General features: G+C 69.0%; 14 protein-coding genes. 10 read left to right on the plus strand and 4 right to left on the minus strand.

What is annotated here, in order from left to right; translation table 11 throughout:
* Positions 1 to 91 precede the first annotated feature (91 nt).
* Positions 92 to 2,662 (plus strand): ATP-binding protein, encoded by a 2,571-nt coding sequence (locus LZ586_RS12575; protein ID WP_235076630.1) that lies wholly within the window; start codon positions 92 to 94, stop codon positions 2,660 to 2,662.
* On the opposite strand, the gene LZ586_RS12580 is transcribed toward LZ586_RS12575, so the two are convergent.
* Together LZ586_RS12580 and LZ586_RS12585 are read right to left on the minus strand one after the other, a co-directional pair.
* Positions 2,652 to 3,362: a Crp/Fnr family transcriptional regulator gene (locus LZ586_RS12580; RefSeq protein ID WP_235076631.1), complete on the minus strand. Its 711-nt coding sequence runs from the start codon at positions 3,360 to 3,362 to the stop codon at positions 2,652 to 2,654. The two genes, LZ586_RS12575 and LZ586_RS12580, sit on opposite strands and share 11 nt — an antisense overlap.
* 22 nt (positions 3,363 to 3,384) lie before the next feature.
* Entirely contained in the window at positions 3,385 to 4,104 is a 720-nt protein-coding gene (locus LZ586_RS12585) for a sensor histidine kinase (protein ID WP_235076632.1), read from the minus strand.
* A gap of 206 nt (positions 4,105 to 4,310) precedes the next feature.
* Here LZ586_RS12585 and LZ586_RS12590 point away from each other — a divergent pair, with 206 nt between their 5' ends.
* Positions 4,311 to 6,539 carry a CheR family methyltransferase gene (locus tag LZ586_RS12590; protein WP_235076633.1) on the plus strand — a complete coding sequence of 743 codons (2,229 nt, stop codon included), beginning with the start codon at positions 4,311 to 4,313 and terminating at the stop codon, positions 6,537 to 6,539.
* Positions 6,540 to 6,782: 243 nt separating this feature from the next.
* Here the strand turns inward: LZ586_RS12590 and LZ586_RS12595 are convergent, their stop codons facing one another.
* The gene (locus LZ586_RS12595; RefSeq protein ID WP_235076634.1) at positions 6,783 to 7,796 is read right to left on the minus strand and encodes a chemotaxis protein CheB; all 1,014 of its coding nucleotides are present in this window, start codon (positions 7,794 to 7,796) and stop codon (positions 6,783 to 6,785) included.
* 117 nt (positions 7,797 to 7,913) lie between these two features.
* Between LZ586_RS12595 and LZ586_RS12600 the strand changes: the two genes are divergently transcribed.
* From LZ586_RS12600 to LZ586_RS12625, 6 genes are all read left to right on the plus strand, one after another.
* The gene (locus tag LZ586_RS12600) at positions 7,914 to 9,704 is read left to right on the plus strand and encodes a PAS domain-containing protein (RefSeq protein ID WP_235076635.1); all 1,791 of its coding nucleotides are present in this window, start codon (positions 7,914 to 7,916) and stop codon (positions 9,702 to 9,704) included.
* On the plus strand, positions 9,697 to 10,080 hold the full coding sequence (locus tag LZ586_RS12605; RefSeq protein ID WP_235076636.1) for a response regulator: 384 nt from the start codon (positions 9,697 to 9,699) through the stop codon (positions 10,078 to 10,080). Before LZ586_RS12600 ends, LZ586_RS12605 begins: the two co-directional genes overlap by 8 nt.
* Positions 10,081 to 10,482: 402 nt before the next feature.
* Positions 10,483 to 11,022 (plus strand): hypothetical protein, encoded by a 540-nt coding sequence (locus tag LZ586_RS12610; RefSeq protein ID WP_235076637.1) that lies wholly within the window; start codon positions 10,483 to 10,485, stop codon positions 11,020 to 11,022.
* On the plus strand, positions 11,015 to 12,328 hold the full coding sequence (locus LZ586_RS12615) for a DNA-packaging protein (protein WP_413777285.1): 1,314 nt from the start codon (positions 11,015 to 11,017) through the stop codon (positions 12,326 to 12,328). Before LZ586_RS12610 ends, LZ586_RS12615 begins: the two co-directional genes overlap by 8 nt.
* 30 nt (positions 12,329 to 12,358) lie before the next feature.
* Complete coding sequence (locus LZ586_RS12620; protein ID WP_235076638.1) at positions 12,359 to 13,027, plus strand: spermidine synthase; 669 nt, start codon at positions 12,359 to 12,361, stop codon at positions 13,025 to 13,027.
* A gap of 157 nt (positions 13,028 to 13,184) precedes the next feature.
* A complete protein-coding gene (locus tag LZ586_RS12625; RefSeq protein WP_235076639.1) occupies positions 13,185 to 14,288 on the plus strand; it encodes a phage portal protein in 1,104 nt (367 codons plus the stop codon).
* Here LZ586_RS12625 and LZ586_RS12630 read toward each other — a convergent pair.
* Positions 14,251 to 14,445: a hypothetical protein gene (locus LZ586_RS12630; protein WP_235076640.1), complete on the minus strand. Its 195-nt coding sequence runs from the start codon at positions 14,443 to 14,445 to the stop codon at positions 14,251 to 14,253. The genes LZ586_RS12625 and LZ586_RS12630 overlap by 38 nt on opposite strands.
* 49 nt (positions 14,446 to 14,494) lie before the next feature.
* Here LZ586_RS12630 and LZ586_RS12635 point away from each other — a divergent pair, with 49 nt between their 5' ends.
* Positions 14,495 to 14,803 (plus strand): DUF6127 family protein, encoded by a 309-nt coding sequence (locus LZ586_RS12635; protein WP_235076641.1) that lies wholly within the window; start codon positions 14,495 to 14,497, stop codon positions 14,801 to 14,803.
* Positions 14,800 to 15,174: an HK97 family phage prohead protease gene (locus LZ586_RS12640; protein WP_235076642.1), complete on the plus strand. Its 375-nt coding sequence runs from the start codon at positions 14,800 to 14,802 to the stop codon at positions 15,172 to 15,174. Before LZ586_RS12635 ends, LZ586_RS12640 begins: the two co-directional genes overlap by 4 nt.

Here is a 15,174-nt window from a genome sequence, read left to right on the forward strand (position 1 = left end):
GCCGCACGATTTTCGCATGCCCGCGCGCCGAAAAGGCTGCCCGCCCAGTGAACCTGCTATAACGGGAAGGAATGCGGCGCATGTGAGGGGCGTGTTGAAGGAAGTTTCCAAGCGGCGGACCCTGATCCTGCTGGTCAACGGCCTGCTGATGCTGCTGCTCTGCGCAGGATCCGGCATGTGGCTGGCAGTGCAGAAATACCAGGCGGAGAATTGGGTGCGGCACACGTCCGAGGTGTCGCACGAGCTGTCGCGGGTGCGCATCCTGATGCTGCGCGGCGAAGTGGCGCGGCGCGGTTATCTGTTGACCGGCGATCCGCGAAGCCGGAACGGAGCCGAAACGATCGGGCGGCGGATGCTGCGCGAACTGCAGGGACTGGAGGCGATGGTGGCCGACAATCCGGCGCAGGGTGCCCGGCTGGCCAGGATCGAAGTGCTGCTGCGCGAGCGGCTGGACGAGATCCGCCAGACGATCGCGCTGCAGGCCGCCGGCCGCCACGGCGACGCGACCGCGCTGATCGCCGGCGAAGGCAGCCGCAAGCGGCTGGAGCAATGGGTGGCGCTGATGGACGCCGCCGAGGCGAGCGAGCGGCAGTTGCTGACGCAGCGGCAGAAGCGGTCGGTGGGATACCAGCAGCCGGTGCAGATCGCGTTCGGGCTGAGCGCGCTGCTGGTGCTGCTGCTCGCCTGGCTGATCGCGCGCGAACGCCAGGAGCGGGTGGAAGCGCTGCGCATCGCCAAGGAACAGCTGGAGGCGGACATCGCCCGGCGCGAAGTGGTGGAAGCGCAGCTGGCGATGCTGGCCGAGAACGCGACCGACGCGGTGCTGCGCATCGACCTGAGCGGTGTGTGCACCTATGCCTCGCCCTCGAGCGAGCATGTGCTGGGAGCGACGCCCGACATGCTGGTGGGGCTGCCGATCGGCATGGATGCCGATGCCGAGCACCGCTACGAACTGGTCGAATTCCACCACCTGCTGGCGACCGGCGCGATCGAGCGCGGCGTCGTCACTTATCGCGCCCAGAAACTCGACCGGTCGGGCGATGCGGTGTGGATCGAGGCGCATAGCGGGCTGGTGCGCAATCCCGAGACGGGCGAGCCGGTGGAGATCCTGGCCTCGCTGCGCGACGTGACCGAGCGCAAGCGGCTGGAGCTGGAACTGGAGGCCGCACGAGTACGCGCCGAGGCGGCGGTCAGTGCCAAATCGAGCTTCCTGGCCAATATGAGCCACGAGATCCGCACGCCGATGAACGGCGTGCTGGGCTTTGCCGACCTGCTGCTGCACGGCGACCTTGGCCCCGAGCAGCAGCGCCACGTCCAGCTGATCGTCGATTCGGGCAAGGCGATGATGCGGCTGCTCAACGACATCCTCGACCTGTCCAAGATCGAAGCCGGGCAGATGCAGATCGCTCCCGAGCGCGTCGATCTGCGCCATGCGCTGCGCAATTGCTTCAAGCTGATGCTGCCCGCTGCCGAGCAGAAGGGATTGCGCCTGTGCTTCGACGTGGCGCCGGAGCTACCGGGCCATGTCCATATCGACGGATTGCGGCTGCGCCAGATCGTGCTGAACCTGCTGGCCAATGCCGTGAAGTTCACCGAGCGCGGCGAGGTGACGTTCCGCGCGCGCCACGCCGAGGGCGAGGCGGGGATCGACCCGGGCACGCTGGAGATCGCGGTGTCGGACACCGGCGTCGGCATCGCGCCCGAGCGGCTGTCGGCGATCTTCGAACAGTTCGTCCAGGCGGAGAATTCCACCGCGCAGCGCTTCGGCGGCACCGGGCTGGGGCTGGCGATCAGCAACCAGCTGGCGGCGCTGATGGGCGGCGGCCTGAGCGTGGAAAGCACCACCGGCACGGGTACGACCTTCCTGCTGCGGCTGCCGCTGCGCGAAGTGGCAGCCCCCGACGCGCAAGCGGCGCCGACCCCGACTCCGACCCCGGGCGTCGCGGCACGGCCGCTGCAGGTGCTGCTGGCAGAGGATCATGACGTCAACCAGATGCTGATGCAGGCGATGCTGGCCCAATTGGGCCACCGCGTGCGCGTGGTCGAGGACGGCGCGCGGGCGGTGGCGGCGGTGCGCGAGGCCCGCGACGCGGGTGCGCCGTTCGACCTGGTGCTGATGGACATGCAGATGCCGGTGATGGACGGGCTGGAGGCGACACGGGTGCTGCGCGCCGAGGGCGAGGCGCTGCCGATCCTGGCGCTGACCGCGAACGCCTATGCCGACGATGTCGCGGCGTGCCTGGCCGTGGGAATGCAGGCGCACCTGGCCAAGCCGGTGCAGCTGACTCAACTGGCCGCGGCGATCGGGCAGTGGACACCCGCCGTTCCGGCGGCGGCGGTGCTGGCCAAGCCCAAGCCGCTGATCGATGCGAGCCTGCAGGCGCGCTACGACAGCCGCAAGGCCGAGCTGCTGGCGCTGGCGGAGCGGATCGGCGCGGGCGGGGCGTTCGCCGACGACGAGATCGCCGAACTGCGCGCCGAGCTGCACAAGCTGGCCGGATCGGCGGCGATGTTCCGCGAGCGGGCGCTGGGCGACCGCGCAGCCGAGCTGGAGGATGCGCTGGAATCGGCGCCGCCCGGGATGCGCCGGGCGCTGGTGCGGCAAGTGGCCGAAGCGCTGCGCCGCCCGGCTCAAGGGGCGGCGCGCGTCGCTAGCGGTTGATCGTGGCCGGGCGGTAGTCGACGAGGTCGGCGAGCTGGCGGGGCTCCGACAGGCAGGCGGTGCCGCCGCGCAGATCGAGCGCGCCGTCGCGGCGCATCGACTGGAGCGTTCGGTTGATGTGGACGCTGGTGAGGCCGAGCAGGTCGGCCAGGGCCTCCTGGGTCAGCGGCATCGGGAAGCTGTCGCCCGACGCCAGCCCGGCCATTGCGAGGCGGTCGCGGGTTTCCAGCAGCCAGTCGGCGAGGCGTTCATAGGCGCTCAGGCGGCCGAGCCGGGCGATCTGGCGGTAGAGATAGACTTCCTCCAGCGCGGCGGCGGCGGCATAGGCCTGGGCAAGGCCGCTGCCTTCGGCGGGAGCGGGGGCCGGCATGACAACACCCTCGGTCAGCGCGACCACGGTGGTGACCGCCACGGCGTTTTCCCGGAACGCGTGGCCGATCAGGTCGCCGGGCAACAGCATGCTCAGGATCTGCCGGCGGCCATCGAAGAAGGTGCGGGTGCGGCAGGCCCAGCCGGACAGCAGGATCAGCGGTTCGCCGGCCGGCTTGCCGACGCTCTGGATCTCGCGGTGAGCGGGCGCGCGGCGCTTTCGCTCGCGATCGGCGAGCGCGTCGCGCTCCCCCTCGGTCAGGCGGGCGAGCGCGGAGAACCGGGTCACCGCGGCGAAGCTGGCGGACTCTGGTTTGAGGAGGGCGCTCATGGGGTTTTCAACGTGTTGATGCTCATTGTGCTTCTCCGTCCGATGCCGTTCCACGCGCAAGCGGCACGCGAATGGAGCATGAAATCGTGCCTGGCCCGATCTGGTATCGGGTCTGGGCACCGAGTTGATAGGGCAGCGCCTGTTCGATGAACGTGCGCCCGAAACCGTGCCGCTGCGGGGCCGCGCCCAGCACCGGCATCCCGCGCTCGTCCCAATCGATGTCGAGGTGATCGCCTTCGATCGTCCAGCCGATGGCGAGCGTGCCGCGCTCGGGCGGCAGCGACAATGTCCCGAACTTGATCGAATTGGTGACGAGTTCGTGCAGGGCGAGGCCGATAAGCAGGGCGGTATCCGGCGGCACCCCCACCTCTGGCCCGGCGAAGGTGACGCGGGGATCGCCGGCGGCCTGCACGCTCTGGAGCTCGTCGTGGATCATGGTTTCGAAATCGACCGTCCGGTGCGTGCCGGTCACGGCGGCGGCCTGGTAGCGGGCGAGCACGTCGAGCCGGCCCTGGAAATGATTGGCGACATCGTCGAGGTTGCCGCCCGCAGCTACGGTGCGCGCGAAGATCGAGCGCACCACCGCGAGCATGTTGCGCACCCGGTGCTGGAGTTCGCCGCGCAACAGCATCTCGCGCTCCTGCGCGGCGGCGAGCGCGGCCCGCAGATCGCCGTCGGGCCGCGTGGCCAGATCGCCTGCGGTCCGTTCCGGGCTCATCGAATCACTGCGATACAGATTCATGCAGCCCGTCCTTGGAGAAGCGCCGAAGAAACAACGCGTTGGTGGTGGGAAAGACCCGAGAAAGATTCGCGGAGCCGCAACAATCGCTTGCCCACCGCCGATCCGGGCGGCGCCGAAGCGAATTGGCGGCGGTTCCATTCGAGCGGTGGACGCGGCGGCGAGCACGCCGTAGCACTGCAGAATACCGCCCCACGAGATGTCCCGCCATGGCCGAGAAGACCGCTCCCGACCCCGCTTTCGAAGCGCTGCTGTCCTATATCCAGGAAAGCCGCGGCGTCGACTTCCGCGGCTATAAGCGCACCAGCCTGAAGCGGCGGATCAGCCTGCGGATGGAAGCAGTCGAGGTCGAGGATTTCGACGCCTATCGCGCGCAGCTGGAGGCGCAGCCGAGCGAATTCGAGGCGCTGCTCAACACGGTGCTGATCAACGTGACGTCGTTCTTTCGCGACGCCGAAGCATGGGAAGTGCTGCGCGAGCAGGTGATCCCGGCGATCATCGCCGAGGCCGACGAGCGCGGCATCCGCATCTGGAGCGTGGGCTGCGCATCGGGAGAAGAGCCGTTCTCGATCGCGATGCTGATGGCCGAGGCGATGGGCGTCAGCGAGTTCTGCAACCGCGTGAAGATCTATGCCACCGACCTGGACGAGGAGGCGCTGAAGATCGCGCGCGCGGCGACCTATAGCCCGCGCGAAGTGGAGAATGTGCCGCCGGCGCTGCTCGAGAAATATTTCGAGCGGACGAAGAACCATTATGTGTTCGAGCGCGAGCTGCGGAAGTCGGTGATCTTCGGCAAGCACAACATTGTCCATGACGCGCCGATCTCGCGGATCAACCTGCTCACCTGCCGCAACCTGCTGATCTATCTGGAGGCCGAGACGCAGAACGTGGTGCTGCCGCGGCTGCATTACGCGATCGACACCAAGGGGTATCTGTTCCTGGGCAAGGCCGAGACCCAGCTGGCGCGGTCGCCGCTGTTCCGCCCGGTCGAGACCAAGCACCGCATCTTCGCCAAGGTGCCGCAGGAATGGCGGCGGCCGCCGACCGCGAGCTTCAGCACAAGCCGGCCGCGCAGCGAACCCTCGGCGGATCTCAAGATGCTGGAATCGGTGATCAACGAAGTCGGCACCGCGTTGCTGGTGATCGACGCCAATGGCGCGGTGGCGATCGCCAACACCCATGCGCGCCACCTGCTGGGCGTGGGCGAAGCCGATCTGGGGCGGCCGTTCCAGGACCTGCCGGTTTCCTATCGCCCGATCGAGCTGCGCGGGCCGATCGACGAGGTGTTCCGCCAGGGCCGCGCGGTCCGGCTGGAGGACCAGGAATATCGCCGCAGCCAGACCGAGCTGATGCGGCTGAACGTCGAATTGCGGCCGCTCCAGCGCTCCGACGCCAGCGTGTACGCGGTGCTGCTGACCTTTCAGGACCAGACGCGGATCGCGACGCTGCAGCGCGAGCTGGAGGCGGCGCAGGAGACGCTGGAGCACACGATCGAGGAGCTGCAATCGTCCAACGAGGAACTGGAGACCACCAATGAGGAGCTCCAGTCGACCAACGAGGAGCTGGAAACCACCAACGAGGAACTCCAGTCCACCAACGAGGAGCTGGAGACGCTGAACGAGGAAGCGCGCACCTCTTATGAGGAGATGGAGTCGGTAAACGAGGAGCTGCGCATCCGTGCCGACCAGGCGAGCAGCTATCGCCTGTACATGGACTCGGTGCTGCGCGCGATGAACGGCGGCGTCGTGGTGATGGACCGCCAGCACCGCATCAACAGCTGGAACCGGTGGAGCGAGAATACCTGGGGGCTGCCCGCCGAGGAAGTGATCGGCACGACGTTCGAGGCGCTCGACATCGGGCTGCCGGTGCGAGGGTTGCGCGAGGCGCTGGCGCGGGTGGAATCGGGCGAGGAGGAAGTATCCGAGGTGCTGCTGGAAGGCGTCGACCGGCGCGGGCGGCGGATCGTGTGCCGGGTCCGGGTTGGCGGACTGCCGGCCGAGGAGGGCAATGGGCAGGGGCTGGTGCTGGTGTTCCAGGACGTCACCGAGGAACGGGTTTCGGAGGAATTCGCGCGCCATTTGGGGCGGCAGCTGAGCGGCGCGGGAGTCGAAACCTATCTGGTCGACCGCGTGACGCTGCGCTTCGTCCTGACCAATGAGGGCGGGCGCAACAAGCTGGGCTATACCGGCGAGCAACTGGCGCAGATCGCGCTGCCCGACGTGATCGCCGACGTGCCCGCGGGCGATGTCCACAAGCTGGTCGCGCCACTGGCGGGAGGCGGCTCGGGCGAAGTCGAGCTTCGCTGCACGATGCGCGCGAGCGACGGGCGGGCCTTTCCCGCGACGGTGCGCATCCAGAGCTTTGGCGAGGGCTTGCAGCCGCTGCTGGCGGCGCTGGTCCACGAGCAGCCGGGCGAAGACGCGGACGGGGGGAAGTGAACGCGGCGCGAACGGCGCCCTAATGCGCGGTTAACCCTGATGGGGGTATCAGCAGAATTTCATGGTGAAAGTCGAATAGTGTCATGTCCAGCGATGCCAGGGAATTACTGCAATGGGTGGCCGAGCAGATGCCGGCCCTGAAGGCGCGCGTCGCCGACACCCACAAGCTGGTCGAACGCGCGCAGGAGAATGCGGCGCAGGACCATGCGCCGGAAGAAGCGAGCGAGGCGCGGCGCCTGAGGCTCAGGCGTCGCTTTCGGCTTCGGCCCCGCTCTTGCGCAGATTGGTCATCGCTTCCTCGAGCACTTTGACGAACTGTTCGGCTTCCTGCGAAGCGGTTTCCCAGCGTTTCTCGGCATGCGCGAGACCGCGCGTCTTGGCGCTGTCGCCCATCTGACCGAACAGGCGGATGCGGTCGCGATGGGTGCGCACCGCGACGCCGAGTGCGCGTTCGAGTTCCTCGTTCTGCGCCACCGACAGCCCCAGGGGCGTGAAGGCGTGGCCGACCTGGCAGCGGAAGCGCAGTTCGTCCTGCACCACGATCTGATTGAGCACGCCGCCGCAGTCCGGACAGGAGATGCGGCTGGGGCTGCCGGGGGTGATGATCTCTGTCTCGGCCACGGCGAACTCCTGCGCTGCGATGCGGTCCTCGATGTGGAATTCCTCGGGCAGGGGCGTGGAGGGCCCCGCCTCCTCGCGCACGAGCCGGCCGAGCAGCGCGCCCAGCTCGGCGAGCGGCAGCGCGTGGTCGACATGGTCGCGCTGCAACGCGTTGCGCGGCATCGACGGCCATTCGGCGTCGTCGGGATGCTGGACGATCGACGTGCCGCCGGCGGCCTTGATCGCGATCAGCCCCTCGGTCCCGTCGTCGAGCAGGCCGGTGAGGACCACGCCGATCACCCGCGCGCCATAATGCACCGCCGCCGAGCGGAACAGCGCGTTGACCGCCGGGCGGGTGCGGTTCTCATACGGGCCGCGGCGCATCAGGATGTGCCCGGGACGCAGCAGGATGTGCCGGTCGGGCACGCCGACATAGACGTGGCCGTGCTCGATCTCCTGCCCGTCGACCGGCGAGGTGACATGGAGCGGGCACACCCTGTCGAGCAGATGGGCGAGCATGCTGCGCGCCGCCGGTGCGACATGCTGCGCGATGAACACCGCCGCGGGAAGATTGGCGGGAAGCGCCGCGCAGAGGCGCTGAAGCGCGTCCACGCCGCCGGCGGACGATCCGATCACGATGACGTTCTTATGCTGCATTCGGCACCTCTATTCACAGGTGTAACGAGCCATCTGTACTAAGGTGCACGATCCGGCAAATAAATCGGCCCCCTTTTCTTGCGAACATGCGTTACCTTTGAAGAAACAGGGGACAGCATGAGCCACGCAGGCGCCTCCAGTCGCGATCAGGGACCGCAATGGCTGCTTGACGAGAACGAGCAGCTGCGCACGTCGCTCGAGTCCGCATTGGACGAAAATTCCCGGCAAGCCGAGGAAATCGAGCGGCTGATGCGCACCATGACCGTGCTGTCGAGCGAGCTCCGCACCGGGCGCGCGGTGCAGGCGAGCGCCGAGCGCCAGGCGGCGGGCGCGATGATGGCCGGCGAGCGGCAGAGCGAGACCGAGGAAGAGCTGCGCGTCGCGCTGGAAGAACTGCAGGTGCTGACCGAGGAACTGGAGGTCGCGAACAGCGGACTGCATCGGATCAACCGCGGGCTGGATGCGCGGGTGGAGGAGCGGACTCGGCGGATTACCGAAGTGAACGCGGTGCTGCGCACCACCGAAGCATCGTTCCGCACGATCGCCGACCTGGTCCCCGACCTGTTGTGGCGCACCGACGCGCGCGGGCGGGCAACGTGGTTCAACGAGCGCTGGGCGCATCATACCGGCCAGCGCGGCGACGAGCCGCTCGACCTGGGCTGGTTGCAGGCGGTGCACCCCGACGACCGGGTGGGCGCCAAGGCGGAGTGGGAGCGCGCGGTCGCCGGCGGCGGCAGTTTCCAGCGCGAATTCCGGATCAAGGGTGCCGACGCGCGCTATCGCTGGTTCCTGATCCGCGCCGAGGCGATGCGCGACGGTGGCCGCATCGTGAACTGGTTCGTCGCGGGCACCGACATCGACGACCAGCGCACCGCGCTGGAAGCGCTGCAGCAGAGCGAATTGCGCTTCCGCACGCTGGTGGAAGGGATGCCGCAATTGGTGTGGCGCGCGGTGGATGGCGGGCATTGGACATGGTCCAGCCTCCAATGGACCGCCTATACCGGGCAGAGCGAAGCCGACAGCCATGGCATGGGCTGGCTGGCGATGTTCCACCCCGACGACCGCGGCAAGGCGCTCGCCGCCTGGGGCTGTGCTGCCAGCAGGGGCTCGCTGGAGCTGGAAGGGCGGATCCATCACGCGCTGGATGCGCGCTACCGCCACTTCCGGACCCGCGCGCTGCCGGTGCAGAAGGTTGAAGGGCAGCCGACCGAATGGATCGGCACTTCCACCGACGTCGACGACATCCTGCAGCTCCAGCATCAGCAGGACGTGCTGGTGACCGAATTGCAGCATCGCACCCGCAACCTGATGGCAGTGGTGCAGGCAGTTACGCTGCGCACGCTGAAGGGCAGTGCGACGCTGGCGGACTTCCGCGCGTGCATCGACGACCGGCTCCAAGCGCTGGCGCGGGTGCAGAGCCTGTTGTCGCAGCGCGACGGCGGGCTGAAGGTGACGTTCGACACGCTGCTGCGGCAGGAATTGTCGGCGCATGTCGACCTGGACGGCGACGGCAAGGCCGAGCATGTGACGATCCGCGGGCCGGCGGGCGTGCCGCTGCGTTCCACGATCGTCCAGACGCTGGCGCTGGCGCTGCACGAACTGGCGACCAACGCGGTCAAATATGGCGCGCTGTCGGCGCCCGACGGGCATCTGAACGTCGAATGGAATGTGCGCGAAGAGGCCGATGCGCGGAAGCTATGGGTCGATTGGCGCGAATCCGGCGTGGCCGACATGCCGGCGCCGGGATCGAAGCCGCGCGGCGGCGGCTATGGCCGCGAACTGATCGAGCGGGCGCTGCCCTATCAACTGGGCGCGCGGACCAGCTATGCATTCGAACCGGACGGCGTGCATTGCACGATCGAAGTGACGGTTCCCGAAGAGAGCGAGTGGAGAAAAACCGATGGCTGAACCGGCGCTCGAAGGGATGCGGATCCTGGTGGTGGAAGACGAATATCTGTTGGCCGACGATCTGCGCGACGCGCTGACCGAGGCGGGAGCCGTGGTGCTGGGGCCGGTGCCGAGCGTCGGCGAGGCGCAGGCGTTGATCGCCGGCGAGGCGCTGATCGACGCGGCGGTGCTCGACATCAACCTGCGCGGCGAGATGGTGTTTCCGGTCGCCGACACGCTGCGCGCGCGGGGCGTGCCGTTCGCCTTCGCCACCGGCTACGATCAATGGGCGCTGCCCGAGCGCTTCACCGGCGCGCCGCGGGTGGAGAAGCCGCTGAAGGGCGCCAAGGTGATGTCGCTGCTGGGGCCGCTGCTGGAGCCTTCCGCGGTCGGGTGAGGGTTGGGCGTGCCTGTCGGATGTGCTCGGGTCGTTTTCGAAGATCTTTGTTTCACGCGAAGGCGCGAAGTCCGCGAAGGTAGAAGGTCGGGATCACGCGGAGGCGCGGAGGCGCGGAGGTGCTTGGCTCGCTGCTTCGTCGGGAGACTATCGCCAACCACTCCGCTTGCCTGCGGTATATCGCTGCCGCTGACGCGGCGGCTGCACTCCTCCGCGCCTTCGCGCCTTCGCGTGAACCACTCTCTTCTTCTGAGCTAACCAAATAGGCTAAATAGGCTTGACATCGTCACGCTCTTCAGGTACATAACAGGAACGCTGAAGAATTGCGAGTCGGGCCGGGTGGCTTGAACGGGGTCGGAGCACCGGGGGGTGTTGCGGCCCTTTTGCTTGGGGGATGGAGCGATGGGGGAGCAGGTCGCCACTCGGCGCAAGGGTGGGGGCGCGCAGGTGCGTGCCGAGAAGGGCGGCTGGACCAAGGCCAGGCGCGAGGCGTTCCTGGCCGAGCTGGCGCGGACCGCCAATGTGCGGGCGTCGGCGGCGTCGGTCGGGCTGACCTTCCAGAGCGCCTATGCGCTGCGGCAGCGCGATCCGGTTTTCGCCGACGCCTGGATACGCTCGGTCTGCGTGGCGTATGAAACGGTGGAGATGTTGCTGCTGGAGCGCAGCATCGTCGGGCTCGGCGGCGAGGCGGCGGCGCCGGGGGACGCCAGCCATTTGGAGAAGCTGAGCGAGCGCGGCATGCTGGCGCTGCTGAACCAGCACCGCCAGACCGTGCGCGACTGCAAGGCGCGGGCGGAGACGCTGAGCGGGATCGAGATCCTGCGCAGCGAGCAGACCGCGCGCGAGCGGCTGGAAAAGAAGCTGCTGGAGATGGAGCGGCGGCTCAAGGCTAATCCCGAACCCGGCGCCGATGCGCGAACAGGGGACCAGCCACGTGGCTGAGAAGCCGGACAGCCGCTGGTCCGAGATCGAGCGCAAGTTCGCCAGTCCCGCCGGGCGCGAGAAGCTGTTGAAGATGAAGGAGCCGGACCTGAAACGGCTGGAGCGGCTGTGGACGCTATGGCGGCGACCCGACCAGCGCGAGCCGGAGGGCGATTGGCGAACCTGGCTGGTGATGGCCGGGCGCGGCTTCGGCAAGACGCGGATGGGCGCGGAATGGGTGCGCGCGGCGGCCGAAAGCAAGCCGGGCCTGCAGATCGCTTTGGTCGGCGCGACCGACAACGAAGTGCGCCGGGTGATGGTGGAAGGGCCGAGCGGGTTGCTGGCGATCGCCAGCGACGTGATGCGGCCGAAATGGGAACCCTCGGTCGGCAAGCTGACCTGGCCGGGGGGCGCCGAGGCCTTTGTCTATTCGGCGAACGAGCCCGAGCGGCTGCGCGGGCCGCAGCATCACATCGCCTGGGCCGACGAGATCGCCAAATGGCCCTATCCGCTGGAGAGCTGGGACAATCTGATGATGACGCTGCGCGCCGGGGCGGCGCGCGTGGTGGCGACCACCACGCCGCGGCCGATCCGGCTGGTGCGCCGGCTGGTCGCCGACGACCGCGTCCGCAAGACCTATGGCCGGACGACGGGCAATTGCGCGCATCTGGCGGAGAACTTCCTGGAGGCGATGCGCGACGGCTATGCCGGCACCCGGCTGGGGCGGCAGGAGCTGGACGGCGAGCTGATCGAGGATGTGGAGGGGGCGCTGTGGACTCGCGACCTGATCGAGCGGCAGCGGGCGCGGCGGGCGCCCGAACTGGCGCGGGTGGTGGTGGGCGTCGACCCGCCGGCTAGCGCGACTGGCGACGCGTGCGGGATCGTCGCGGCCGGGTTGGGGCGCGACGGCAACGGCTATGTGCTGGAGGATGCGAGCGTTTCGGGGCTGACCCCCGAAGGCTGGGCGCGGGCGGTGGCGGCGTGCGCGGCAAGGCACGGCGCGGACTGCGTGGTGGCGGAGGCCAACCAGGGCGGCGACATGGTGGTGAGCGTGCTGCTGAGCGCCGATGCCGGGCTGCCGGTGCGCAAGGCCTATGCCGCCAAGAACAAGTCGGCACGGGCCGAACCGATCTCGCTGAAATATGAACGCGGCCAGATATTCCATGTCGGCGCGTTCCCCGAGCTGGAGGACGAATTGTGCGGGATGCAGATGGGCGGCGGCTATCAGGGGCCGGGGCGCTCCCCCGACCGCGGCGACGCGCTGGTCTGGGCGCTGAGCGAGCTGACCACCGGGAAAGCGCGTGGCGCGCGGGTCACCTTTCTGTAAGTGGGGGCGACTTGCTCAGGAGTTCGACAATTGGTCCCGCGTGAACTGTTAGACACCGCCGAGGTGCCGGGTGGCGAGCCGCTGCGGCTGTTCCGGCGGGGCAGCGACTTCATGATCGTGCTGGAACGCAACGAGCTGATGAACAGCCGGATGAGCGGCTCGGAAGAAGCGCTGGCCGAGATGACGATCGCGCGGCTGGGGCGGAAGGACCCGCACCTGCTGATCGGCGGGTACGGGATGGGCTTCACGCTGCGCAAGGCGCTGACGCTGCTGGGGCCGAACGCCGTGGTGAGCGTGGCCGAGCTGGTGCCCAAGATCATCGACTGGGCGCGCGGGCCGATGGCCGAACTGACCGCCGGCGGGCTGGACGATCCGCGCACGCATGTCGAGCTGATCGACGTGGCGCGGGCGATCGGGCGCGCGCAGGGGGTGTATGACGCGATCCTGCTCGACGTGGACAATGGCCCGGACGGGCTGACGCGGCCGGGCAATGACGGGCTGTATTCGATGACCGGGCTCAAGATCGCCAAGGCGGCGCTAAAGCCCGGCGGGGTGCTGGCGGTATGGTCGGCGGCGCCCGACGCGCGGTTCGCCAAGCGGATGCGCGACGCCGGGTTCGACGTCGACGAAGTCGCGGTGAAGGCGCGGCAGAACGGCAAGGGACCGCGGCATGTGATCTGGTTCGGGACGCGGGGGTAGCGGCTTCCGCTCCTCCCCGGAACGGGGAGGGGGACCGCCGCTGCAAGCGGTGGTGGAGGGGGCTCTCCACCACGCTGGTCCTTTGTGGTGCGCCCCCTCCACCAGCCTGTGGCTGGTCCCCCTCCCCGTTCCGGGGAGGATTTTAGAGGAGACTCAAATGAAGTGGTGGGGACGCAAGTCCGCGCGGGGGGGCGTGCGGGCGCCGCTGGCGGGTGGATGGGGTGTTGGCGGCGGTGGGGATTGGCCGCTGGGATATGAGGCGCAGGTGCGCGACGGGTATTTGCGCAATCCGGTGGCGCAGCGGGCGGTGAAGCTGGTGTGCGAGGGGATTGGCGGGGCGCCGGTCGAGGCGTCGGACCCGGCGATCCTGGCGCTGGTGCGGGCGCGGTCGGGCGGGCAGGTGCTGAGCGAAGTGGTGGCGGCGCAGCTGCTGCTGCACGGCAACGCCTATGTCCAGCTGCTGAGCGACGGCGAGGGGCGGGTGCGCGAGCTGTACGCGCTGCGGCCCGAGCGGGTGAGCGTCGAGGCGGACGCGCAGGGATGGCCGGTGGCGTATCGCTACAAGGTCGGCGCGCATGTCACGCGGCTTCCCGCCGAGGACGCCGCGGGGCGGCCGGCGGTGGTGCATATCAAGGCGTTCCACCCGCTCGACGATCATCACGGGCTGGGGTGCCTGGGTGCGGCGGCGGGCGCGGTGGCGATCCACAATGCGGCGACGCGGTGGAACAAGGCGCTGCTCGACAATGCCGCGCGGCCTTCGGGCGCACTAGTCTATGATCCCGGCGAAGGCGGGGTGCTGTCGCCCGGGCAGCGCGACCAGCTCAAGGCCGAGCTGGAGAACGGCTATTCGGGGGCGGCGCAGGCCGGGCGGCCGATGCTGCTGGAAGGCGGGCTGAAATGGCAGTCGATGAGCATGACGCCGGCCGACATGGACTTCGTGGCGTTGAAGGCGACCGCGGCGCGCGAGATCGCGCTGGCGTTCGGGGTGCCGCCGATGCTGATCGGGCTGCCGGGCGACAATGCCTATGCCAATTACCGCGAGGCCAATCGGGCGCTGTGGCGGCTGGCGATATTGCCGCTGGCGGAGAATATCTTCGCGTCGCTGAGCGGGGCGCTGAGTGCCTGGTTCGACGGCGCGCGGGTGGGCGTGGACCTGAACCGGGTGCCGGCGCTGGCGGAAGACCGCGAGCGGCTGTGGCGGCAAGTGGCGGCGGCGCCGTTCCTCAGCGATCCGGAGAAGCGGGCGATGCTGGGGCTGTGAGCGTGCCGACGTCGCAGATGCGAGTCTCGGCGTTCCACTGGCCGCCGGCGGCGGCGCATTTGTGCACGAGCACGGTGTCGGTGCGCCACAGCCAGACGAGCAAGGCGGCGAGCAGGACCGTGGCGAGCACGGCCAAGGGGAACAACCAGCGGCGCATGGACGCGGCCTAGGCGCGGCCGCGGGGCGCCGCAACCGGGAGCAGGACAATGGAAGACGGAACGGTGCTGGCGCAGCTGATGGAGCAGGCGCGGGGCGACGGCGCGAGCGTGGGTACGCTGCGCGCGATCGCCGAGGAATCGGGGGAATTGGGGGCGCGGCGGGCGCTGGCCCGGCTGGGGCTGGAGGATGTGAGTGCCGCCAAGGACATGGCCGAGCTGCGCGAGCTGCTGGGCGCGTGGCGCGACGCCAAAAAGTCGGCGGTTAAGGCGGCGTTCGGATCGTTCGGGCGGATGCTGGCGGCGCTGGTGCTGGTCGGGCTGGCGGTGAAGCTGGGGTTCCCGGGCTGGCTGAAATGAGGGTGCGCTTCGCCGGCTATGCCGCGGTGTTCGGCGTGGCGGACCGCGGCGGCGACGTGCTGCGGCCCGGCGCGTTCGGGGCGCCGGGGCGCGTACCGCTGCTGTGGCAGCATCACGGGCGCCCGGTGGGGCGGATCGAGCTGCTGGGCGAGGACAAGCGCGGGCTGCGGGTGGTGGGTTCGGTCGAGGAGCCGGAACTCGCGGGGCTTGTGGGCTCGGGCAAGGTGACCGGGCTGTCGTTCGGATACCGCGTGGCCGAGGCGCGGCACGGCGTGCGGCGCGAGATCCGGCGGCTCGAGTTGGTCGAGGTCAGCCTGGTCGCGCAGCCGATGCAGCCGCTGGCACGGGTGCATGCGGTGGAGACTTTCTGA

It is taken from the genome of Sphingomonas sp. S2-65 (genome assembly GCF_021513175.1).
GTDB lineage: Bacteria > Pseudomonadota > Alphaproteobacteria > Sphingomonadales > Sphingomonadaceae > Sphingomonas.

Excerpts from the sequence above, each read along its gene's own strand:
- LZ586_RS12580 (WP_235076631.1), bottom strand. The coding sequence starts at position 3,362 with ATGAGCGCCCTCCTCAAACCAGAGTCCGCCAGCTTCGCCGCGGTGACC.
- LZ586_RS12585 (WP_235076632.1), bottom strand. The coding sequence starts at position 4,104 with ATGAATCTGTATCGCAGTGATTCGATGAGCCCGGAACGGACCGCAGGC.
- LZ586_RS12590 (WP_235076633.1), top strand. The coding sequence starts at position 4,311 with ATGGCCGAGAAGACCGCTCCCGACCCCGCTTTCGAAGCGCTGCTGTCC.
- LZ586_RS12595 (WP_235076634.1), bottom strand. The coding sequence starts at position 7,796 with ATGCAGCATAAGAACGTCATCGTGATCGGATCGTCCGCCGGCGGCGTG.
- LZ586_RS12600 (WP_235076635.1), top strand. The coding sequence starts at position 7,914 with ATGAGCCACGCAGGCGCCTCCAGTCGCGATCAGGGACCGCAATGGCTG.
- LZ586_RS12605 (WP_235076636.1), top strand. The coding sequence starts at position 9,697 with ATGGCTGAACCGGCGCTCGAAGGGATGCGGATCCTGGTGGTGGAAGAC.
- LZ586_RS12610 (WP_235076637.1), top strand. The coding sequence starts at position 10,483 with ATGGGGGAGCAGGTCGCCACTCGGCGCAAGGGTGGGGGCGCGCAGGTG.
- LZ586_RS12625 (WP_235076639.1), top strand. The coding sequence starts at position 13,185 with ATGAAGTGGTGGGGACGCAAGTCCGCGCGGGGGGGCGTGCGGGCGCCG.
- LZ586_RS12630 (WP_235076640.1), bottom strand. The coding sequence starts at position 14,445 with ATGCGCCGCTGGTTGTTCCCCTTGGCCGTGCTCGCCACGGTCCTGCTC.
- LZ586_RS12635 (WP_235076641.1), top strand. The coding sequence starts at position 14,495 with ATGGAAGACGGAACGGTGCTGGCGCAGCTGATGGAGCAGGCGCGGGGC.
- LZ586_RS12640 (WP_235076642.1), top strand. The coding sequence starts at position 14,800 with ATGAGGGTGCGCTTCGCCGGCTATGCCGCGGTGTTCGGCGTGGCGGAC.